Origin of the sequence: Collinsella sp. TF11-5AC (assembly GCF_003436775.1) — a bacterium.
GTDB lineage: Bacteria > Actinomycetota > Coriobacteriia > Coriobacteriales > Coriobacteriaceae > Collinsella.
The window spans coordinates 20,459-41,301 of sequence record NZ_QSQO01000023.1 but is presented as its reverse complement, the minus strand read 5'-3'; the positions used below and the strand labels follow the sequence as shown (position 1 = coordinate 41,301).

Here is a 20,843-nt window from a genome sequence, read left to right as displayed (position 1 = left end):
GGCATGCCCCGCCTCTTACACCACATCTCTGTGCGCTACCGCCGAGCGTGCATCGAAATAGGCGTTTTGGGCTGTTTGAGGGGTTAGCCATATACCACGTGGTCAAAAAATGCCAAATATGAGTACTGTTGCCAAGATAGTCACATATATTTTAGGTCAAATAGGCTCTCTAACGATATTTATTATCGATAGAGAGCTTATTTTATTGGACCTATGAGGAATTACATCATCTAATTTTTGAACAAATGTAGACTTTCGACACCCATACGTAGCAAAATTGCTGTTACTAAATTGGTGACAGTACTCATATTTGGCATTTTTTGACCACAGGGGTTGCCAGCGCCGCGGTTTCGCCCTTTCTGCGCCGAAGCGATACACTGTTATCGTTTGATTTCTTCGCTCAAGGAGGATGCGCATGCCGTGCACAACGATTTTGGTTGGTAAGAACGCGAGCTACGACGGGTCGACGTTGGTTGCTCGCAACGAGGACTCGTCCAACGGGGTGTTTGAGCCCAAGCGCATGCGCGTGGTGCATCCCGACGAGCAGCCGCGCGTCTACACGAGCGTCCTGAGTCACCTGACCGTTGAGCTGCCCGATAACCCCATGCGCTACACGAGCGTCCCCGATGTTGTCCCGGGCCACGGCATCTGGGCCGAGGCCGGTTTCAACGAGCTCAATGTGGGCATGTCCGCAACCGAGACGCTCACCACCAACGAGCGCGTTCGCGGCGCCGACCCGCTCGTCGACTACGTGCCCGCCAAGGGCAAGGAGGGCGAGGACGGCTATGTTCCGGCGCAGCCCGGCGGTCTGGGCGAGGAGGACATGGTGACCCTGGTGCTGCCATATGCCAAATCCGCCCGCGACGGCGTACGCATTCTGGGCGACCTGCTCGAGCGCTATGGTACCTACGAGAACAACGGCATCGCCTTTAGCGATGTGGACGAGATCTGGTGGCTCGAGACCATCGGCGGCCACCACTGGATCGCCAAGCGCGTGCCCGATGACGCCTATGTGACCATGCCCAACCAGCTGGGTATCGATAGCTTTGACCTGGATGACGCCGAGGGCGCCCAGGCCGATCACATGTGCTCCGCCGACCTGCGCGCTTGGATGGCCGAGTGGCATCTGGACTTGACGCTGGGCGTTGAGGGCGACGGTCCGGCCGCGGTCTTTAACCCGCGCGAGGCCTTTGGCTCGCACAGTGACAGCGACCACGTTTACAACACGCCGCGCGCCTGGTACATGCAGCGCTGCCTTAACCCCAGCGATGTGTGGGACGGTCCCGAAGCCGACTACACGCCCGAGAGCGACGATATCCCCTGGAGCCGCGTGCCCGAGCGCAAGGTGACCATCGAGGACATCAAGTACGTGCTTTCGAGCCACTACCAGGGCACGGAGTACGACTGCTACGGCAGCAAGGGCACGCCCGCTACGCGTGGCGCCTATCGCCCCATCGGCATCAACCGTAACAGCCAGCTCGCCGTGCTGCAGCTGCGCCCCTATGCGCAGCCGGCCTACCGCGCCGTGCAGTGGATGGCCTTTGGCTCCAACTCGTTTAACGCGCTGGTTCCGCTGTACGCCAACGTCGAGACCATGCCCGAGTATTATGCCGACACGCAGGCTCGCGTGACGTCCGAAAACTTCTACTGGGCCAACCGCCTGATCGGCGCGCTGGCCGACGTCCGCTTCCATGAGTGTGGCCGCGCTGTGGAGGACTATCAGGAGAAGGTCGGTGGCATGGGCCACAAGCAGATCCATGACGTCGATGCTGCCGTAGCCGCTCTGCCCGAGGCCGAGGTACCTGCCGAGCTTGCACGCGCCAACGAGGCCTTTGCCGAGCGTGTTCGCGTGGAAACCGATGCTCTACTGGGCAAGGTGCTCTACACCACGAGCTGCGCCATGAAGAACTCTTTCGCGATGAACGACAACGTGAGGTAGGGATTTCCCGGCGATCGAATAGCGCTAAAACGCTTTGTCGCTTTCACTCGATCTTGGGTACAAGAACGCCAATGCAGTTGTTTATGATTGGAGACAACCATGGTTATGAAACTCGATCAGCTTGTTAACGGCGCCATCAACGTTGGCTTTGGCGCTGCCGCCGTTGCCGTCGAAGGCGGCAAGAAGGTCCTCGACGACCTTAATACCAAGGGCGAACAGGTCCGCAAGGACACCGCCACCCCCGATATCGCCCGCAGTGTGTCCGACATGTTTGAGCAGGCCGGTGGCACCATCTCCGATCTGACCGAGCGCTTGGGCATGCAGGGCGAGACCGCGGCCCAGCGCGTGCTCGACGAGCTCATCCTTGCCCGCGTCCGCGTTATGACCGCCCCCGAGCGCACGGCCTTCCTGGCCCATGTGCGCGACATCGTCGATTCAGTCGAGGACAACGTGACCTCGGTGCCCGTCGAGTCCGTTGAGCCCGACGATGCGAAGGATACCGAAGAGGCCGAGTAGCAGCGCAGATGGCAGATTCCACCACCGATTACAACAATCTAGATCCTCTGGGCGACGAGGCGGCGGTTGTCGATGAGGTCGATGCCGCCGTCTCGGGCGCTCGCAAGAAGCCGCGTGCTGTCGATATGGTGCCCGAGGAGCCCGACGCGATGGCGCCGGACGAGGAATACCAGCTCACGCCGGCGGGTCGTCGCGAACGCATCGGGCAGATTGTTCGTCTGGTCAAAAAGTACCGCGTGTGGGATAACCTCACGCCGGTTCGTTTGCGCCGCCTGCTCGAGGAACTCGGCCCCATGTTCGTCAAGATGGGGCAGATTCTGGCCAACCGGTCCGAGATTCTGCCGCAACGCTTTTGCGACGAGCTGCGTCGTCTGCGCTCCGACGTGGAGCCTGTGCCGTACGAGGTCGTACTCAGTTGTCTGGAAGAAGAATACGGCCTGCGCCTGGGGGAGATGTTCGATGCGATCGACCCCAATCCGCTCGGTAGCGCGTCGCTCGCGCAAGTGCACCGCGCTCGTCTGGTGACGGGCGAGGACGTGGCCGTCAAGGTGCAGCGCCCCGGTGCGCAGCAGGTTATGGCGCAGGACATCGATATCATCCGCTCGGTGGTGCGTATCGTTTCCAAGTTCGTCAACACCGATCAATTCGTTGACCTGCACGGTGTAGTCGAGGAGTTGTGGACCTCATTTCGCGAGGAGACCAACTTTTTGGCCGAGGCCAAAAACCTCAACGACTTCTACGAGTTCCATAAGAGCGTTCATGGCGTGACGTGTCCTAAATCCTATCTGGACCTGTGCACCGAGCACGTGGTGGTTATGGACTACGTCGACGGCATTTCGATCGCCGATCCTGAACGCTTGGTGGCCGAGGGCTATGACTTGGAAAAGATCGGTGCCGCGATTGTCGAGGACTACTCGACGCAGGTGCTCGACGACGGCTTTTTCCATGCCGACCCGCATGCGGGAAACATTATTCTCAAGGACGGCATCGTTTACTTTATCGACTTGGGCATGGTCGGACGCATGTCGAGTCACGATCGCGGTATCGTCAAGGACATGATTTTCGCCGTGGCCGAGGGTGACGTGCCCAAGCTCAAGGATTCGCTCATGCGCTTTGCCGTGACGCGTGGCGATTCGGCCGAGCTCGATCATTCGGCCTTTTTGTCCGATTTGGACTTTATCGTTGCCGACTTTGCCGGACTCGACCTTAAAGACCTGGATATCGGCGAGTTTTTGACCTCGCTGCTCAATCTGGCGCGCAAAAATGACGTTGAGCTGCCGAGCGTGGTGACGATGTTCGCGCGCGGCATGGTGACGCTCGAGGGTTTGCTGACCGAGTATATGCCCAACGTCAACATGATCCAGATCATCCAAACCCACATTAAAAACGAGAAAAGCACCTATGCGCGCGTGCGTGATATGGGACGCGATCTGGCCGCGAGCAGCTATCGCGCGGCAAAAGGCTCGCTCGAGGCGGCCGAGTATTTGGGCTTGGCTTCGCGTATGCTCACGCGCGGCCAGCTTAAGGTGAACACGCAGATCATGAGCAGCGATAAGGCGCTGCGACAGCTGGGCGGAATTATCGACCGCATGTCGATGGCTATCGTGATCGCCGGTCTGTTTATCGGTTCGTCGGTGGTGTACTACGCGCGCATCGAGCCGGTTGTCCTCGGCATTCCAGTCATCGGCTTCTTTGGCTACGTGAGCGCGCTGGTGCTGGCGCTTATGCTGGGTCGCAATATCTGGCTCAACAGCCACGGCGGCAAGCACTAGAGGCTGCGGCCGTCACCGCATTCTCCTATCGCAAACAATAGCTTTTACCTTGGGCTTCGCCTGCGTGCGAGGCCCTTTTGCGTGATACCATACTGACGGTAATAATCGATGGCCTAGATGGTGGTGCGGAGACGCACGAATGCGCGGTTTTCCTGCGCGTTTGGGAGAATCGGGGTGCAAGTCCCCGGCTGTACCAGTAACCGTAATTCCTCTTGGCTCGGGATGTTCGCGTCGCAGATCGGACGGCGCCCCTGAGCCGTTAAGGTTAAGTCGGATCGCCTCCCATCTTGCATGCGGCTGCGGCGTATGCTGCCGGTGTGCATGGGGCTCTGGAGGGAAGAGAGATCCCGATGGGGGAACTCGAGCGCAACATGCGCGATGACGTGGGGCAGCCTCAAGGCAACGCTCCAAGTACAGACAATGGGGGACAAATGGATATGTTTGAGGACGAGCGCGAGTGCGCCTCGTTGCATCGCCGTGGCGCGATTGCACGCGGTGTAGCCAAGCGCGGCCCGGTGGCATTCCTGGCCTTCGCGATGGCCTTTGGCACCACGCCGGCTCAGCTGTGGGCCGAGGGCGCCGAGGGCATTGCCGAGGCTGTGGCTCAGGCTGCGACGCCGGACGAGGGTGCAGCGCCTGCGGATGGTGCTGCCGACGGTGCCGTTTCTGAAACCGGCTCTAACGCGAGCGATGCGTCGGTTAACGATGGCGCTTCGACGAATGCCGCAGATAGCAACGGCGTAGCGTCGGACGATTCTGTTGCAGCCGAGGCTTCTACTGCTTCGCCGGATTCATCCGAACAGGACGTCAAAAGTGTTGTAGCCGCTTCCGATGAGGCTGAATCTCAGCCTACCGAAGCCGCAGGCCAAGAGGTCGCGGCCACGTGCTCCGTCGTCGGCACCGACGCCGAGGGCGCCCAGCAGACCTGGGCCGCCGCGCAGCAGATCGCTCTGAAGGAGGGCTCGACCGCGGCCGACCTCTCCGAGCAGCTCTTCAAGCAGGCCGGCCTCAAAGCCGACTACGACCCCAACGGCTCCTGGGGCTGGGCGCTCAACTCGATCACGTCGCCCTTCGACGCGGGCCGCACGCTCGCCTACGACCCGGCGACCGGCGCGTACTGGCAGCTGTTCGTCAACGGCAGCGCCTCCGCGGTCGGCGCGGGCGGCTACACGCTCAAGGACGGCGACTCCGTCGTCTGGTGCTACTCGAAGTACGGCGACCCCGCACCCGCCAATCAGATTTCCGTTAGCTGCACCGTTATCGGCCAGGACACCTCGGGTGCTCAGCAGACATGGGCGCAGCCCACGACAGCTTTGGTGGAAGAGGGCGCGACCGCTGCTGATCTTTCCGAGCAGGCCTTTAAAAAGGCCGGCATTGGCGCCAAAACGGGGAAAGGCACGTACGGCTGGTATCTCGAGTCGCTGACTTCACCGTTCAACAAGACCGTGACGCTTTCGAGCGAGAAAGTTAACGAAAACACTTGGAAATTCTGGCAGTTCTTCGTTAACGGTCAGGCGGCCAATGTCGGCGCGGGCAATTACACACTCAAGGCCGGGGACAAGGTTACCTGGGTCTATGGCTTTGATGGAACCATGCCCGGCCAGGTTTCCGTTTCAATGGAGATCATCGGTAAGAAGGATGAGAAGGCACAGCGCTGGACCGATCCTTCGACGCAGGTGTTTGTCGAGGGCACGACGATCAAGGACGCTTCCGCTGCCTACTTCGATGCCATTGGCATTGAGTCCAAGATGTACGACCAATTTGGTTATTGGGGTGTTCATAGTCTTGTCTCCCCGCTTGATGGCACCGAGCTGTCGGGTGCATGGTCGTTCTTTGTCAACGGCGTTCCCGGGCCTCAGCTCGATAGCGATTACGTGCTCAAGTCGGGCGACAAAATCGTCTGGGCTTACGCCCCTGGCGACACCGTTCCTAATCCCGATGAAGTCGTAGTCGATCCGAGCGCTTCGCGCCCGACCGATTGGAAAGCCGACTGGAGTGGCAATTCCAATGCGGTGGTCAAGAACGTGTCCACACCTACGGGCGCGCTGGTAAGCTCTTGGACGTTCGATTGGAGGGCCTACTCGGGCGCCACGTATCCCAATGCGAGCGAGCCTATTGTCGTGAACGGCAACGTTTACCTTGCCGTGAACAAGCGTTTGCTTAAGATCGACGCCGAGTCGGGCAAGGTGCTTGCCGAGTCGAACCTTCAGACTGCGATTGGCTACACCACGCGTCCGATTTATACGAAAGGCTTGGTCATCGTCCCGCTTGACGGCGGTGCGGTCCAGGCTCTGACGGCCGATACGCTGACGACGGTTTGGGTCACTGACTCTGTGAGCAAATCTGCCCAGTCAAATTCCCAGTTGACGGTCGATGGCAACTATCTCTACGTTGGCACCGTTGATGTCGACTATGGAACGAGTACGTACAATAACGGTCATCTGACGCGTATTAATATACTGACCGGCGCTGTTTCTTGGCAGCATGTTAATGCTGATGAGGGCTACTACTGGACGAGCGCTACAGTGGGCGACGGCTATATTCTGGTTCCGACGAGTGCAGGTACCGTTGAGATGCTGAGCAAGTCGACGGGTGATGTGCTCGGCAGCGTTTCGGTTGGTGCCATCGTCAACTCCGGCTGTGTACTGTCCAAAGACGGCAAGCATGCCTATGTGATCTCGCGTGACGGCAAGCTCCACGTGCTGGCACTGTCGGACGCAAGCGCAAGGGCCTCTTCGCGCATTTCCGAAGAACGCGTCATCGATCTTGGTCTTACGGGTTGTGCCTGCATGCCCACGCTGTATGGCAATAAGCTGATTGTCGGTGGCGAGGTTTCTGGCGGTTCGGCGCTGGCGATTGTCGACCTTGATAATGACTTTGCTACGACGTTGGTTTCGTCTGCCGATGGCTCCGTGCTTCCTGCCGGTGGCATCAAGGGCGCACCGCTCGTGAGTGTCCAGGCGGATGACACGTACGTTTATTTCACTGTCAACTATGGTGCGACTTCCGACTATGTGAACTACACCTCGGGCGGTGGCGTGTATCGCTACAAGATGGGTGACGCACAGGCGACCGGTGCGTTTAGCGCAGCGGGACACAACAATTACTGTGACTCGCCGATTGTCTGCGATGCCAAGGGTAGCCTCTACTACATCAACGATTCCGGCACGCTTTTCAAGCTGAGTGGTGGCGTTAAGGTCTCGTTTGAGACTGGCGAGGGTTCTAAGGTCGACTTCCAGACTACGGCCGACGGCAAGCTGGTCAAGCCGGCCGATCCGACGCGCGATGGCTACACTTTCGGCGGTTGGTTCACCGATGAGGCTTGCACGCAGGCGTATGACTTCAGTACGCCGGTGACGGCCGATCTGACGCTGTATGCCAAGTGGACCAAGAATGCTGTTAACCCTGGCGGCAATGGCGGTTCTGGCACTAATGGTGGCAACGGTGGCGCTGGCAACGGTTCTGGTGCTGGTGCCGACACTGGCACGGGTTCCGGCTCCGGCTCTAAGGGCCAGCAGGCCGGCGGCGCTATCGCCCCGGGTCAGAAGCCGGTGACCAAGACGACGGTGTCGACCAAGACCGAGACCAAGGACAACAAGTCCGACAAGAAGTCCGATTCCAAGTCCGATACGGGTGCTGCTTCCACGACCACTGCTAAGAAGTCCTCTAGTGCCTCCGAGCAGGAGGCTGGCACCAACCCGCTCGCCATTGTTGGCGTTGCCGCCGGCGTCATCGGTCTCGCCATCGTCGGCGTGTTCGTGTTCACCAAACGTCGGTAGGTGAGGGCTGTGTCCAATAAATCCAAGGACGCTGACCCCAAGCAACCAGATTCCTCGTTCATTCAGTTCGACGATGCAAAGCAACAGGGCGCCGCTTCGGCGGCGTCCGCCCCTCGCCGCAAGGCGCTCCTCGGCGTTCTGACTGCCGCGTGCACCATTCTGATCGTCGTCTCGCTGGGTTTCGTCCATCCTTCCGCAAGCGGTGCCTGGTCCATCGACTGGATCATTCAGACCGTGACGGGGGAGAGCGTCGTCGCGAAGGACGCCAAGGTGTCTGGCTCGACTACGACTTCGGGCGAGGCCAGTTCCAAGGATTCCAAGTCATCGAATGACGCAAAAGATGAGTCCAAGTCCAAGGACGATTCCGAGTCTTCAAATAAGGAATCGGACAAGAACTCGGATAACAAGAAGTCCGAGGACCAGGACGGCAAGAAGTCTGGCGATAAATCCGCTGCCCAAAATACGGGAGCCGGTGATACTTCCAATGCGTCTGGCGGTGGCCAGTCGTCTGATGGAGCCTCATCCTCTAATGGTGGAAACGCCTCCTCGGGCGGCCAGAGCGGCTCGCAGGAGTCCAGCTACGTAACAGTGACGGTTTCGGTCACATCGAGCGCTGTGGGCAATCCTGTGTCTTCTGGTGGCACCTTTACCTTTAACGAAGGCGCTACCGTCTATGATGCCCTGTGCGCGCTGGGCCTTTCCGTTAACGCACATGGCTCGTCGTACGGCACGTATGTCTCCGCGATTGGTGGTTTGGCCGAGAAACAGTACGGTGGCACGAGCGGCTGGATGTACTCCGTCAACGGCACAACGCCCATGACGGCCTGCAGTAACTACGTTCTCTCCAATGGCGACAACGTGGTCTGGTATTACGTTACAGGCTAGGGACCTCGACATAGTGCGCCAGACGGGCGGTTCGGACAAACATCCGGGCCGCCCGTTTTTCATGCGAATGGGACTGGGTCGCCGGGTCTCTCGGCAAACAAAAAAACCGGTTGGAACGGGAATTCCAACCGGTTATACATTCAAGCAAATAGTGAATCGACTACGACCGTGCGCCCTCGAGAAAGAAGCGACGGCTGAAGTAGTTGTACCAGGTGACCAAGAACGTTGCGATTGCCTTCATGGCCTGGTAGCCGATGCTCAAAAACGTGACGCCCACAAACATGTACAGGTCGTTGAGACCCAGACCAATTACCGACAGGATGGTGAAGATCGTAAACTCGCGCTTGCGGCTCATGCCCTCGCGATGGTCGAACACGTACTTCATGCTGAGCCAGTAGTTAACCACGACGGAGGTGGTAAACGAGACTGTGGTGCTCATCAAAAAGTCGAGATGGAACAGCTCGACGAGCGCAATCAGCATGCCCCAGTCGATGCCAAAGGAGATAAGGCCCACGACAGCGAACTTGAGGAATTGCTTAGTATGAGGTTGTGCCAGTGCCTTGCGCACGTAATCACATCCAATGCGTTGACGAATCGAGCAGAGGATACTTTAGAGCTTTTGCATGGGAAACGTAAGGTCTTTGCCAAGAACTATACGAACTCGCCAAATTTGCAAGAGACAATCCGCAAACGTGCCAAATTTGCCCGTAAACGAGCAAGGCCCACGAACAACGCAGCGCTCGACGCACGTCGTTCGTGGGCCCCGTAGTGCAACGAGGAGGCCGAGCTATTTGGTCTCCTCGCCCTCCAGGAAGATCTTTCGGGTCACAAAGTTGTAGACCATGACCAGTGCGGTGGCGCAAATCTTGGCGATATTGGCCTCGAGCCCCAGACCGGCGTTGAGCGCCAGCACGATACCGTCGTTGAGCGCCAAGCCGATCACGGACAGCACGACAAAGATAATGAACTCGCGGCGGCGACTCATGCCCTCCTTGTGTGCAAACACGTACTTCATGCTCGCGACGTAGTTAAAGATGAGCGAGACGATAAAGCCGCTGGTGTTGGCGATCAGGATGTTAAGGCCCAGACCGTAGTGGAGCAGATTCATGATGCCAAAGTCGATGACCGTGGCGACGACGCCGACGACGCCAAACTTCATAATCTGCGCAAGGAGCTTTTGCATGGTACCTGCCTTAGGGTGGCGCTGGGGCGCCGTGGGGATGACAAACCCAGCAAGTTTAGCCAATCCCCGCGGGTGGAGCTAGGCGCGCTCCTCGATAGCACCGTTTCTATATGCATCGAGCAGTTGGCGTAGGTCCTGGATCTGGCTGCGGATCTTGGCGCCGGTATCGGTGTCGCTCACCATGCGGCGGCGGTCGGCCTCGTCAAAGCGGTTGGTCTCGCTTTCGATATCGATGTTGCGGGTGAGCGCCTCGGCAACGGTGGTAAAGGCCTGGTGCGACTTGAGGCGGCACCCTCGCGAGCTCGAGATAAGCGTGTAGCCGGCGATGCCCGTCTTGGGATGGTAAGCGCGGCAGAATCCGCCATCGATGACCAGCAGCTTGCCCTCGGCGCGGATGGGCTGCTCGCCCTTGGTGGTTTTAACGGGCGTGTGGCCGTTGATGATGTGACCGGTCGGTGAGCATGCCATGGGCGCGACGCCAAACTCGCGCATGATGTCGTCGCAGACCGAGGGCGACTTGGTAAGCGTAAAGTACGGGTCCATCGGCTCGACCCAGGTGCTCTTGTCGGCGATATAGGCGCGCTCAAAGGTACGCACCAGGCGTCCGCTGGCGGGTGAGTTAAAGCCAATCCACAGGTACCACATCCAGTCGAGAGCGTCGCGGTCGCCCACGCGCCAGGCGCGGCGGGCGATGTGGTCGCAAAAATCGAGATAATCGCGGCCAGCGTGCCAGGTGCCCAGGCAGTTCATGCTGCTAAAGGTGCCGTCTTCGTTGAGCGGCACGCAGCCATGGAACAGCAGGTTGCCGTTGGCGACCTTGTACATCGAGCCGTGGGAATAGAGGAAATCGATATGGCGATGCAGGTGATCGGCGGTGACAAACTCGGACACGAGCTTGTCGATGATGTGCTGCTCTTGGGGCGTGAGCGAATAGGGGTCCGCCGGGTCGACGGTGGGGAAGTCATTGGTCGTGAGCGGCCACACGCTGCCGTCGGCGAGCGTGACCGTGCCGGTGTCGTGATCGATTTTGTCGAGTAACAGGCGGTCGGTCATATCGAACTCGGGGTGGCGCTGGATAATCTGGCCCTCGAGCTTAAAGAGCAGCACGTTGATGGCCTTGATCAGCGGGGTGATGGGCTCACCGTCGGTGTAGGTGGCATCGGCAAAGGCGACAAGCTCACGCAGCGAGATGCCGTAGTCGTTCTCCAGGATCTCGTAATTGTCGTAGCGTAGGTTGTTGCGCAGCACCGTGGCGATGCAGGCGGGCTCACCGGCCGCAGCGCCCATCCACAGCAGGTCGTGGTTGCCCCACTGGATGTCGAGCGAATGGTAGGTGAGCAGGCGGTCCATAATCTTGGCCGCGCCGCCGCCGCGGTCGAAGATGTCGCCCACCAGGTGCAGGTGGTCGACGGCCAGGCGCTTGATGAGCGAGGCAAGCGACTCGATAAAGTCGTCGGCGCTGGCGGTCTCCAGTATGGACTCCACGATGCGCTCGTGATAGCGCACGCGATAGTTGTTCTCGTCCGGATGCGTGTGTAGCAGCTCGTCGATGATGTAGGCGTAATCGCGTGGGATGGCCTTACGCACCTTGGAGCGCGTATAGCGGCTCGAAAGCGAGCGGGCAACCATGATGAGCTGATCAAGCATCGTCTTGTACCAGGTGGGCGAGTCTTCGCGCTGGCTGCGGACCAGGTCGATCTTCTCGCGCGGATAGTAGATGAGCGTGCACAGCTCGCCCTTTTCGTCAAAGGTGAGCGTGTCGCCAAAGATCTCGTCGACATGCTCGCGCACGACGCCCGAGCAGTTGTTGAGGATGTGCATAAAGGCTTCGTACTCGCCATGCACGTCGCTCATAAAATGTTCGGTGCCCTTGGGCAGGTTGAGAATGGCCGAGAGATTGATGATCTCGGTAAACGCGGATTGCTCGGTGGGAAATTGTTTCGACAGCAGACGCAGATACTTGAAGTCTTGCGGATTGCGATCGAATGCGACCATGAAACACCTTCCGATGGGGTTGGTAAAACTGATAAACAGCGTCAAACGTTTATCAGTATGCGCCGCTTTTGTTTCGATTTTGCGCCAGCGGCTGAATTGTCGGCTGAACGGTTTGGTAAATCGATTTAGTTGAGGTAGATATGGCGGTTGAGTGGAGACGACAGAGGGTGTTTTCTCAGATATTTATGCGTGGGGCCGGTGGAGACGATGGTGGTAAAGATGTTCGCTATTTTTGGTTCGATTTGGTAAATAGTGGACATATGTACCGTATGTAGGCTCACTGTGCGATAATTTGCGCAGCAATGAGTAAGGAGCCTCATATGAGTGATTTTGTCCTGACCTGTGAATCTGCCGCCGACCGAACTCGGGAGTTCTTTGAATCGCGCAATATTCCCGTCGCGTATTTTCATTACGAGATCGACGATGTTGTCTATACGGACGATCTGTATCAGTCGATTACGCCGGACAAGTTTTTTGCCCAGATTGCCGCGGGCGCCATGCCCAAGACGTCTCAGGTGAGCGTGGGTGAGTACGAGGAGTTTTGGGAGCCGTTTGTTGCCGAGGGTAAAGACGTGCTGCACCTGACGTTGTCATCGGGTATTTCGGGCACGTATGGATCGGCCTGCGTTGCGGCGCAGATGCTCGCGGATTGCTATCCCCAGGGCGGCAAGGTGCGCGTCATCGATTCGCTGGCGGCGTCTTCGGGCTTTGGCCTGTTGCTGGAATATGCCGCCGACGTGCGCGATAGCGGGGCGTCACTCGACGAGACGGCTGCCTGGATCGAGGAGCACAAGCTCAACCTGCACCACTGGTTCTTCTCGACCGATCTGTCGAGCTACCTGCGCGGCGGTCGCATTTCGGCTGCGAGCGCGATCATCGGCACGGCGCTTAAGATTTGCCCACTTATGACGGTCGATTGCGACGGCAAGCTGTCGCCACGTGAGAAGATTCGCACTAAGAAGCGCGCGATTTCCGAGATGGCTAAGACCATGATGGCACACGTGCAGGACGGTGCGGATTATTCGGGTAAGTGCATCATGTCGCACTCGGCGTGCCGCGAGGATGCCGAAGCAGTTGCGGCGCTGATTGAGGAACAGGTTCCGCAGCTTAAAGGCAAGATTGAGATCAATAACATCGGTACTCTGATTGGCTCGCATACCGGACCTGGTACGGTGGCGCTCTTCTTTATGGGCGACAAGCGCGTGGATTAATTTGCCCCATCACATCGCTGCATGATTGCCCAAACGAAAACGGCCCGCCTCACGTTTGTGGGGCGGGCCAAGATGTTTTGCTAGCGTTTCTTTCCTCGGAAGAAAAAGCCGTGCAGTGAGGGCTTGAGCCCGCGGTTGGCGCGACGCTCCTCGACGCGCTCGTGGATCGAAGCGACGCGCTCGATGACCTCGTCGGGAATCGGCACGTCGGGATTCATGTTCTCGACCTGGCTGACTTCGGCGGCGGCGACCTGGTCGATAATGGGCGCATCGTCGCGCGAGATAACGGGCGTGGCGTCTTCCTTCATCTTGCGATAACGCTGCATCATGTCGGTCTGTAGCTGCTGTGCCGAAGGCGGCGTCCAGATGATGGCGTTGGCGCCGGCGGCGATGGTCTCGCGGATGCTCTCGGGCGTCTTGCCGCCCGGCGCGATGAGCGGCAGGTTGGGATAGTGCTCGCGCAGTTCACGCAGGACCTGCGGCGTGTTTTTGCCAGCGGCGATGTTAAGAATCTTGGCGCCGGCGCGCACCTTTGCGTGAGCATCGTCGTCGCAACGTACGACCGTGGCGATGACGGGGATGTCGGCGATGTTGGTGATGTGCTCGACCATCTCGGCGGTGGCGGGGGAGTTGACCACACAGCCCGCCGCGCCCTGCATCTCGGAGACGGCTGCCATCTGAACGGAGCGCTTGCCGGTGGTGGTGCCACCGCCCACGCCTACGAAGACCGGGCACTCGGCGACGGTCAGCAACGCCTGCGTAATGGCGGGCTGCGGCGTGAAGGGGTAGACGGCAAAGACGGCATCGGCGTTGGAGTTGCGGATGACCGCGACGTCGGTGGTGTAGATGAGCGATTTGATACGACGGCCGAAGAGCGTGAAGCCGCTGGCCTCCTCAATCTCGTCAGGCATGCGAAGGGCCGCCTTGCGCAGGCGCCCGTCGATGGGCAGCGGCTCCATAGGGAGCAGGCCGTTGGGCGTGACGGCTACCTGGGGCTCGGTGAACTCGTCTGCGAGCTCGACCTCGGAGAAATCGACCGAGGCGACGATGTCTTCGTGAACCTCGGCGGGCACATCGATGGGAGCTTGGTCGTTTGCCGCGGCAGGCGTGTCGAAGGAGCTGGTGCCGACGAAGGCGTCGACGCGCTCGTTTAGATCGTTGAGGGTATCCATGGAGGCTCGATTCTATGTGATGACGGCCGGCAGGGTACCGGCAGCGTTGTGCTTGCTAAATCGTTTGACGAGTTGATTTTTCCCCGCCGCGTCCTCCGTTAGACCGAAGGGCGGCGAACGTGAAGGAGCTGTGGTGGCGGGGATCGAGGTGCTATCTTGAAAGTCCCGTTTAAAAGAGAGGTGACGCGGTATGGAATTTTCGGCAATGTTGGGCTCGATTGGCCTATGCGTGGGCGCAATCGTAGCCGCCGCGGTCATCTACTTTGTGGTCACGGCCATTAAGGGAAAAAGGGCCGAACGCAAGGAGCGCACGATGCTTAAACAGCATCGCGACCAGCAGGGCAAACGCGCACGGAGATAGCTTGTTGAGTTTTGGATCCGTGCGCTAGCTGCGTTTTCGGATCAGGGCAATGTAGAAGCCCTCAAATTCGCGGCTGGGCGGAATGGTGAGCGTGCCGGGCAGGCCGTTGGCGATGGCCGATACCTGACCCGCGGCAATGGCCTCGGTCAGGGCGTTGGACTCGATGCGCGGCTCCTCACCAGCTTCCTGGGCACGGCGTGCCTCACTTTCGCTTGGCGTGCCGTCGAGGGGGATAAGCTCGCAATCCATGTGCTTGTCGAGGGCCTCTTGCAGGGCGTCCTCGTTTTCCTGCGGCAAGATCGAACAAGTCGAATAGACGAGCGTGCCGCCCGGTTTAAGGGCTCCCATGGCGCGGTCCAGAAGTGCTCGCTGCGAGCGGGCACACTTGCTCAGCAGCTGCTCGGTCAGGCCGCGCAGGCTTTTCTCGTTGCCGCTGATGACGGTGCCCGTGCCGGTGCAGGGGGCGTCGAGCAGGATGCGGTCAAAGCGGAAGAACTCGTCGAGCTCGCGTGCGTCGATGCGCATGACGGGCACGTTTTTTGCGCCTTGGCGGTGGAGGTTGGCTTCGAGCTTCTCGGCGCGGGGAATGCTCATCTCGCAGGCGGTAAGGTGCGCCTGCCCCTGCGTGAGGGCGGCGATCTGCGTCGTCTTGCCACCGGGGGCTGCGCACATGTCCAGGATGTCCTCGCCTGCCTGTGCGCCCAGGACCAGCGGCGGCATCATGGACGACAGGCTCTGCAGGTAGATTTTGCCGTCGCGGTAGATGTCGAGATCCCACAGATCGGAAACCTGGGCCTCGGGCAGGATAAAGGCGTCCGGGTACCAGGCGACAGCGTTGTGGGCGATGCCGGCGGCATCGAGCGCCGCAGCGATGTCCTCGGCGGTTGCCTTGAGCGTGTTGGCGCGCAGCGTGACCGGGCGTGTGGCCGCGGCGCCGAAGCCCTCGATCATGAGCTCGGCATCGGCGGGCGCATAGGCGCCGGCGACCGTGTCGACCATAAAGCGCGGCAGGTCGGCGGCGCAAGGAAGGGCGGCAAGCTGGTCGGAAAGCTCGGTGGCGGCAAACTGCCTGAGCTTGAGCTCGGCCTTGACCTGCTTTTTCTGCTTACGACGACGCGGCTTGGACATCCGTCTTTCCTTCCCATTCCATTACATGTCGAGTGTTTAGTACTGGCTCTCGTGCTTGCTAAAGAAGTCGAAGCGCGGGGGCAGCGGCTTCACGCGGTGCTCGCCGGGCTTCTCGCCCAAGCTCTCCACAAACTCATCCGTGGAGGCGAAGATGTTATCCCAGCTAAAGAAGGCGACCGGGTCGATGTCGAAGTACTCGCAGATGAGCTCGCAGCCGGCAGGGACGATGCCGTGCATGAGCACGGTCGCCACGCGCAGCTCGGTAAAGGCGTCGACGAGCGCCTGCGTCATTGCGGCGTTTGCCTCGTTACCCTCGAGCTTGTTGGCGGCCTTGGAAGCGTCGCTCCAGCGCTTGTTGGCGGCGCGCAGGTAGTCGTCGCACACGGCAAGCGCGCGGTGCGTCTCGAACTTGTACATAGCCTGCTCAAAGGCGAGAGCTGCCTGCTCAGCGGCTTCGACCACGGTGTCAGAAGCGGCACCGGCGGGGATGCAGCCGTTGCGGTAGGGGCTCTCGTCGCCTTCCTTGACGGCGACGCCGTAGAAGCAGCTGCGGGCCAGACGGTTGAACACGCCGGTCAGCAGCGCGCTCTCCTTAAGGGCCGGGTCGATAACGCGCTTGTCGTCGCAGGCGCGTACCTCGTTGCCGTCCTTGTCCTTGCCGGTCACACGCGTGTCGTATGCCTTGGGGCTAAAGCTTACCGGCTTCTCGGACAGACCGAGCGACAGCCAGTGCGCACGCATCTGCTCGCAGGTGTAGTGGTTGAGCAGGTCGTCTGCCGGCGGGGGAGGCGTCTGCGAGGACGAGCTGGCCTTTTTGCCCATGTAGAGCAGGTGGTAGCAGGCGCTGACGGTGCTCTGCGTGAGGTCCCAGCCCAGGGCCTCCCACATGGCGGTCTGCGCGATGCAGTAGAAGTAGATGTTGTCCTGACCGATAAACTGGTAGATCTGCGCGTCGTCCGAGCACCACCAGTCGCGCCAGTCGAGCGAGCTGTGCTGGTAGGTGGGCGCGGGGACCTGCGTGGAGTCGGCAGCGGGCTCGCCCATGAGGGCGGCATCCTGGGCGGCGACGCCCTCGGTCACGCCGGCTGCCTTGGCATCGCGCGCGAGCACGGTACGCGTATAGCTGATGGGCGCCCACAGGCTCTCGGGCCAGCACCAGCAGGTGACGTCGGTTACGCCGTCGACCTCGGGCACCGGAACGCCCCAGTCGATGTTGCCGGTGATGCGGAAGGGCACGAGCGCCTTGCCGCTGCGGAAGCGCACGCCGCCGTTGGCGAGCACCGCGTGGGCGTCGTCGCGCTCCTTCCAGCTGGGGAAGGTGACGGTAAAGCTGCTCTTGTTGCCCTCGGGCTCCAGCACGGTGTGCTCGGGAAGCTGGTCCTCGACGGCGTCGAAGGCCTCGCGAAACTTGTTCTGGATGTAGAGCTGAGCCGGCAGCAGCCACTCCTCCATGGTCTTGGAGACCACGGAGCGAACCTGCGGGTTCTGGGCGAGCTTGGCGGTGTAGGTTTTCATGAAGTCGAGGTAGGCCGGCAGGTCAAAGTAGAGATTGTCGACCGGACGCAACTCGGGCACCTCGCCGGTGAGCTGGCTTTTGGGCGCGATGAGCTCCTCGGGCTCAAACTGGTGGCCCAGATCGCACTCGTCGGCATAAGCCTTCTCGGACTTGCAGCCCTGGATGGGGCAGCGGCCGATGACCTGGCGGCCGTTGAGGAATGTGCCGGCCTTGGCGTCGTAGAACTGCAGCGTGGAGCGCTTGGAGATGGTGCCCTGCTCGTGCAGGCGCTCGATAATCTCGGCAGTCACCTCGTTGTGGATCTGGGCCGCCGGCTCAAGGCCCGAGCCGCCGTAGATATCGCAGCTGATGTTGTAGTTGTTGAGGGTCGCGGCCTGGCGGGAGTGATTGGACTCGACATACTCGCCGATGGACTTATCGTAGCCTTCGTTCTCCTTGAGCTTGCGGTAGCTCTCCATGATGGGCGAGCCGTAGCAGTCGGTGCCCGAGGTGAAGATGACGTTTTCGCGGCCCAGGCGGTCGCGCAGGAAGCGGGCGAAGAAGTCGGCCGGGACAAAGACGCCGCCAACGTGGCCAAAGTGCAGGCCTTTGTTGCCGTAAGGCTCGCCGGCGGTAACGATGGCGCGGCGCGGCCAGCTGGGACGGTCGTTCATGGAGTATTTGGATGCCATGGGACTCCTTCGCATATGGTGGGAGCGCGGCCGGGCGCAAGGCCTGGCGACGCGGTGGTCAATTCGTGCATATCGTTCGACATTATCGCACATGCGGGCGGGTGCGTGGCAGGGGCGCTATCCTAAGATGCTATGAATGAGATTTCCAACATACATGCGTTTGAGGACGAGGATTTTCTGCACGCCTGCTTCGTGTGGGGGATGGCCGTGCTTGGCGTATTTGCCGTGTGCCTGGTGCCGGTGTTTATGCTGCTGGGCGGGCCTGCGGACTTGGATGCGGCTGAAGCGGGCGGCTGGACGGCGGTCTTGGGCTGGATAGTCGGCTTGGCTGCGGTCTCAATGGCGTCGTTTGCCGTGCACGAGCTGGTGCACGGTGTGTTTTTTAAGCTGCTGGCGCCCGCGAGTGCGCACGTGACTTTTGGAGCGAACCGTGAGACGTGCATGATCTATGCCTGCGCCGAGGGGATTGTGTATTCGCGCCGGCGGTATATGGCGGTTTGCCTGGCGCCGACGGTTGTTGTGACGGCGGCGTTTGCCCTGGGATTTGCGTTTTCTGGGTATCCGCTGCTGTGCTACCTGGCGGCTGGTTTGCACCTTTCGGGATGCACGGGCGACTGGTATTACGTGCGGACGATCCTGCGCGACCGCCGCATTGCCGCCTGCGAGGACACGTCCTTTGGCGTGCGCTTTTTCGCAAGGTAGTCTTTTTGGGATGATTTTTCTGGGACGGGGATTAAAAAATCATTGCGGGGGAGGAGATGTCGATGAAGTCGTTGTTGCTGCATGCGTGCTGTGCACCATGCTCGCTTGAGCCGGTTCGCCTGCTGCGCGAGGAGGGGTTTGAGCCCACGATTTGCTGGACCAATCCCAATATTCAACCGCGCGATGAATGGCGGCGGCGTCTGGACGAGCTGCGCCGGTGGTGTGCCGATGGCGACATCGAGCTCATCGAGGCGGGGGAGGACCGCGAGCGCTGGGAGGCCGGCGTGGCTCCGCTGGGTGCCGATCGGCCCCGTCGCTGTCGCTCGTGCTATGCCCTGCGCTTGGCCGAGGCGTGCCGCGTGGCCCAGGAGCGCGGGTTTGAGTTTGTGGGCACGACGCTCGCCGTCTCGCCGTATCAGCTGTTCGATACCTGCAATGATGTTTTGGAGCGTCTGGCTGCCGCCCGCGGTCTCACCCCGGTGATTCGCGATTTTCGCCCGTATTATCCCGAGGCTACGCGCCGTTCGCGTGAGCTGGGCATGTATCGGCAGAATTACTGCGGCTGCCGTTTCTCGGCGGTCGAGGCGGCCATGGATCGCGCCCGCATCCGCGACGAGCGCAAAGCCGCCAAAAAGTAGTTCGTTTGGGACGTCAGCCTGCTAGGATGTAGAGCGGACTTTAGCTATATAAGGAGTATCCGACGTGTCTATGCGTACCGATGATTTTGACTACAACCTTCCTGAGGAACTGATTGCCCAGGCTCCTGCCGAGCCGCGCGACTCCTGCCGCCTGCTGGTGGTTGATCGCAAAGGCTCCGAGACAGGAACGCCGCTAGAGCATGGCGGTACCGTTGAGCACTGCATCTTCCGCGACATCATCGACTATATCGAGCCGGGCGATGTGCTCGTCATCAACCAGACGCGCGTGATGCCGGCCCGTCTTATCGGTCGCAAGGCTGGCTCGGGTGGCGTGGTCGAGACGCTGCTGCTCAAGCGCCGTGAGGATGTTGACCCGCTGGGCCACGTTTGGGAGTGCCTGGTCAAGCCGGGCAAGCGCCTGAAGCCCGGTGCTCAGATTGAGTATCGCGCCGGTGGCGCCCATGCGCCCGAGGGGGCTCCCGTGGTGCTGACGGCCGAGGTCATCGACTTTGTCACCGATAGCCGCGGAGGCCGTCTGGTGCGCTTTGAGCCGGCCGGCTGCAATGCCGCCGGCGAGCCGCGCACGCTCGACGAGGCCATTCATGCTGCCGGTCACGTGCCGCTGCCGCCCTACATTACCGATTACGAGGGCGATCCCGAGAAGTACCAGACCGTCTACGCCATGAAGGAGGAGCACTCGGCTGCCGCTCCTACGGCGGGTCTGCACTTTACCCCCGAGCTCATGGCCGCTATCGAGGCCAAGGGCGCGAAGTTTGCCGCCGTCGAGCTCGAGGTGGGTATTGATACCTTCCGTCTGGTGGAGGAGGACGACCCCACGCAGCACGTCATGCACACCGAGCGCTACCACGTGTCACAGGAGGTTGTCGACGCCGTGCATAAGGCGAAGGCCGAGGGGCACCGCGTGATCGCCGTCGGCACCACCGCAGTACGCTCGCTCGAGAGCGCCTTTGACGCTGAGGCACCGGTGTCCGATCCGGCCGTGACGGCGCGCTATTTTGAGGGCCGCGAGGATGGGGCCGATACGCTCGGCCGCGGCGACATCGTGGCGCGCGAGAACGCTACGACGCAGCTCTACCTCATGCCCGGCTCGACCTATCACGTGGTCGACGCGCTGATCACGAACTTCCACGTGCCGCGCTCCACGCTTATGATGCTCGTAAGCGCGCTTGCCACCCGCGACCAGATCATGGATGCCTACGCCGCTGCTATCGAAGAGCGCTACCGCTTCTTCAGCTTTGGCGACGCGATGCTCATTTTGTAGGTTACGGCGTTTTACAAACGCCGTAACCGGCCGACGCTGCAAACCCCCCTAAGCGGCAATCTGACGTTCAATCGTCGGGCATGACCAGAAGGT

16 protein-coding genes are annotated in these 20,843 nt (G+C 60.4%); 10 read left to right on the top strand and 6 right to left on the bottom strand.

Translation table 11 applies throughout. The features are described 5' to 3' along the window. The first annotated feature begins 415 nt into the window (after positions 1-415). From DXD16_RS08905 to DXD16_RS08885, 5 genes are all read left to right on the top strand, one after another. Positions 416-1,939, top strand: a complete 1,524-nt coding sequence (locus tag DXD16_RS08905) for a C69 family dipeptidase (protein WP_117655842.1) — start codon at positions 416-418, stop codon at positions 1,937-1,939. A gap of 99 nt (positions 1,940-2,038) precedes the next feature. Beyond that, positions 2,039-2,455, top strand: a complete 417-nt coding sequence (locus DXD16_RS08900) for a hypothetical protein (protein WP_117583986.1) — start codon at positions 2,039-2,041, stop codon at positions 2,453-2,455. 8 nt (positions 2,456-2,463) lie between these two features. Further along, positions 2,464-4,227, top strand: coding sequence for an AarF/ABC1/UbiB kinase family protein (locus DXD16_RS08895; protein ID WP_117655841.1), 1,764 nt, complete (start codon positions 2,464-2,466; stop codon positions 4,225-4,227). 431 nt (positions 4,228-4,658) lie between these two features. Beyond that, positions 4,659-8,006 (top strand): DUF4430 domain-containing protein, encoded by a 3,348-nt coding sequence (locus DXD16_RS08890; RefSeq protein ID WP_158606183.1) that lies wholly within the window; start codon positions 4,659-4,661, stop codon positions 8,004-8,006. 9 nt (positions 8,007-8,015) lie between these two features. Further along, positions 8,016-8,891: a DUF4430 domain-containing protein gene (locus DXD16_RS08885; protein WP_233502691.1), complete on the top strand. Its 876-nt coding sequence runs from the start codon at positions 8,016-8,018 to the stop codon at positions 8,889-8,891. A gap of 160 nt (positions 8,892-9,051) precedes the next feature. Here DXD16_RS08885 and DXD16_RS08880 read toward each other — a convergent pair whose 3' ends face one another. The 3 genes from DXD16_RS08880 to DXD16_RS08870 all read right to left on the bottom strand — a co-directional run bounded on the left by DXD16_RS08880 (position 9,052) and on the right by DXD16_RS08870 (position 12,069). Next, positions 9,052-9,459, bottom strand: coding sequence for a GtrA family protein (locus tag DXD16_RS08880; protein WP_055250894.1), 408 nt, complete (start codon positions 9,457-9,459; stop codon positions 9,052-9,054). A gap of 219 nt (positions 9,460-9,678) precedes the next feature. Further along, positions 9,679-10,074, bottom strand: a complete 396-nt coding sequence (locus tag DXD16_RS08875) for a GtrA family protein (RefSeq protein ID WP_117655839.1) — start codon at positions 10,072-10,074, stop codon at positions 9,679-9,681. 78 nt (positions 10,075-10,152) lie between these two features. Beyond that, on the bottom strand, positions 10,153-12,069 hold the full coding sequence (locus DXD16_RS08870; protein ID WP_117655838.1) for a fructose-1,6-bisphosphatase: 1,917 nt from the start codon (positions 12,067-12,069) through the stop codon (positions 10,153-10,155). A 320-nt stretch (positions 12,070-12,389) separates the two neighbouring features. Between DXD16_RS08870 and DXD16_RS08865 the strand changes: the two genes are divergently transcribed. After that, complete coding sequence (locus DXD16_RS08865; protein WP_117655837.1) at positions 12,390-13,280, top strand: DegV family protein; 891 nt, start codon at positions 12,390-12,392, stop codon at positions 13,278-13,280. A gap of 80 nt (positions 13,281-13,360) precedes the next feature. Here DXD16_RS08865 and DXD16_RS08860 read toward each other — a convergent pair whose 3' ends face one another. Continuing rightward, positions 13,361-14,452 (bottom strand): hypothetical protein, encoded by a 1,092-nt coding sequence (locus DXD16_RS08860; protein WP_117655836.1) that lies wholly within the window; start codon positions 14,450-14,452, stop codon positions 13,361-13,363. A 190-nt stretch (positions 14,453-14,642) separates the two neighbouring features. Here DXD16_RS08860 and DXD16_RS10310 point away from each other — a divergent pair, with 190 nt between their 5' ends. Next, positions 14,643-14,813 (top strand): hypothetical protein, encoded by a 171-nt coding sequence (locus DXD16_RS10310; protein ID WP_156333777.1) that lies wholly within the window; start codon positions 14,643-14,645, stop codon positions 14,811-14,813. Positions 14,814-14,837: 24 nt separating this feature from the next. Here DXD16_RS10310 and DXD16_RS08855 read toward each other — a convergent pair whose 3' ends face one another. Both DXD16_RS08855 and DXD16_RS08850 read right to left on the bottom strand, forming a co-directional pair. After that, a complete protein-coding gene (locus DXD16_RS08855; RefSeq protein WP_117655835.1) occupies positions 14,838-15,941 on the bottom strand; it encodes an RsmB/NOP family class I SAM-dependent RNA methyltransferase in 1,104 nt (367 codons plus the stop codon). A gap of 36 nt (positions 15,942-15,977) precedes the next feature. Beyond that, the gene (locus tag DXD16_RS08850; protein WP_117655834.1) at positions 15,978-18,128 is read right to left on the bottom strand and encodes a methionine--tRNA ligase; all 2,151 of its coding nucleotides are present in this window, start codon (positions 18,126-18,128) and stop codon (positions 15,978-15,980) included. Between the two features lie 132 nt (positions 18,129-18,260). Here DXD16_RS08850 and DXD16_RS08845 point away from each other — a divergent pair, with 132 nt between their 5' ends. From DXD16_RS08845 to queA, 3 genes are all read left to right on the top strand, one after another. Next, on the top strand, positions 18,261-18,830 hold the full coding sequence (locus DXD16_RS08845) for a DUF3267 domain-containing protein (protein WP_089572110.1): 570 nt from the start codon (positions 18,261-18,263) through the stop codon (positions 18,828-18,830). 62 nt (positions 18,831-18,892) lie between these two features. Further along, positions 18,893-19,468: an epoxyqueuosine reductase QueH gene (locus tag DXD16_RS08840; RefSeq protein ID WP_089572108.1), complete on the top strand. Its 576-nt coding sequence runs from the start codon at positions 18,893-18,895 to the stop codon at positions 19,466-19,468. A gap of 70 nt (positions 19,469-19,538) precedes the next feature. After that, positions 19,539-20,750 (top strand): tRNA preQ1(34) S-adenosylmethionine ribosyltransferase-isomerase QueA, encoded by a 1,212-nt coding sequence (queA, locus tag DXD16_RS08835; RefSeq protein WP_089572106.1) that lies wholly within the window; start codon positions 19,539-19,541, stop codon positions 20,748-20,750. Positions 20,751-20,843 lie beyond the last annotated feature (93 nt).

What these genes read in the sequence shown, in the direction of transcription:
- DXD16_RS08905 (WP_117655842.1), top strand. Translation starts at nt 416, where the DNA reads ATGCCGTGCACAACGATTTTGGTTGGTAAGAACGCGAGCTACGACGGG.
- DXD16_RS08860 (WP_117655836.1), bottom strand. Translation starts at nt 14,452, where the DNA reads ATGGATACCCTCAACGATCTAAACGAGCGCGTCGACGCCTTCGTCGGC.
- DXD16_RS08850 (WP_117655834.1), bottom strand. Translation starts at nt 18,128, where the DNA reads ATGGCATCCAAATACTCCATGAACGACCGTCCCAGCTGGCCGCGCCGC.
- DXD16_RS08870 (WP_117655838.1), bottom strand. Translation starts at nt 12,069, where the DNA reads ATGGTCGCATTCGATCGCAATCCGCAAGACTTCAAGTATCTGCGTCTG.
- DXD16_RS08895 (WP_117655841.1), top strand. Translation starts at nt 2,464, where the DNA reads ATGGCAGATTCCACCACCGATTACAACAATCTAGATCCTCTGGGCGAC.
- DXD16_RS08855 (WP_117655835.1), bottom strand. Translation starts at nt 15,941, where the DNA reads ATGTCCAAGCCGCGTCGTCGTAAGCAGAAAAAGCAGGTCAAGGCCGAG.
- DXD16_RS08875 (WP_117655839.1), bottom strand. Translation starts at nt 10,074, where the DNA reads ATGCAAAAGCTCCTTGCGCAGATTATGAAGTTTGGCGTCGTCGGCGTC.
- DXD16_RS08840 (WP_089572108.1), top strand. Translation starts at nt 18,893, where the DNA reads ATGAAGTCGTTGTTGCTGCATGCGTGCTGTGCACCATGCTCGCTTGAG.
- DXD16_RS08845 (WP_089572110.1), top strand. Translation starts at nt 18,261, where the DNA reads ATGAATGAGATTTCCAACATACATGCGTTTGAGGACGAGGATTTTCTG.
- DXD16_RS10310 (WP_156333777.1), top strand. Translation starts at nt 14,643, where the DNA reads ATGGAATTTTCGGCAATGTTGGGCTCGATTGGCCTATGCGTGGGCGCA.
- DXD16_RS08900 (WP_117583986.1), top strand. Translation starts at nt 2,039, where the DNA reads ATGGTTATGAAACTCGATCAGCTTGTTAACGGCGCCATCAACGTTGGC.
- queA (WP_089572106.1), top strand. Translation starts at nt 19,539, where the DNA reads ATGCGTACCGATGATTTTGACTACAACCTTCCTGAGGAACTGATTGCC.
- DXD16_RS08865 (WP_117655837.1), top strand. Translation starts at nt 12,390, where the DNA reads ATGAGTGATTTTGTCCTGACCTGTGAATCTGCCGCCGACCGAACTCGG.
- DXD16_RS08890 (WP_158606183.1), top strand. Translation starts at nt 4,659, where the DNA reads ATGGATATGTTTGAGGACGAGCGCGAGTGCGCCTCGTTGCATCGCCGT.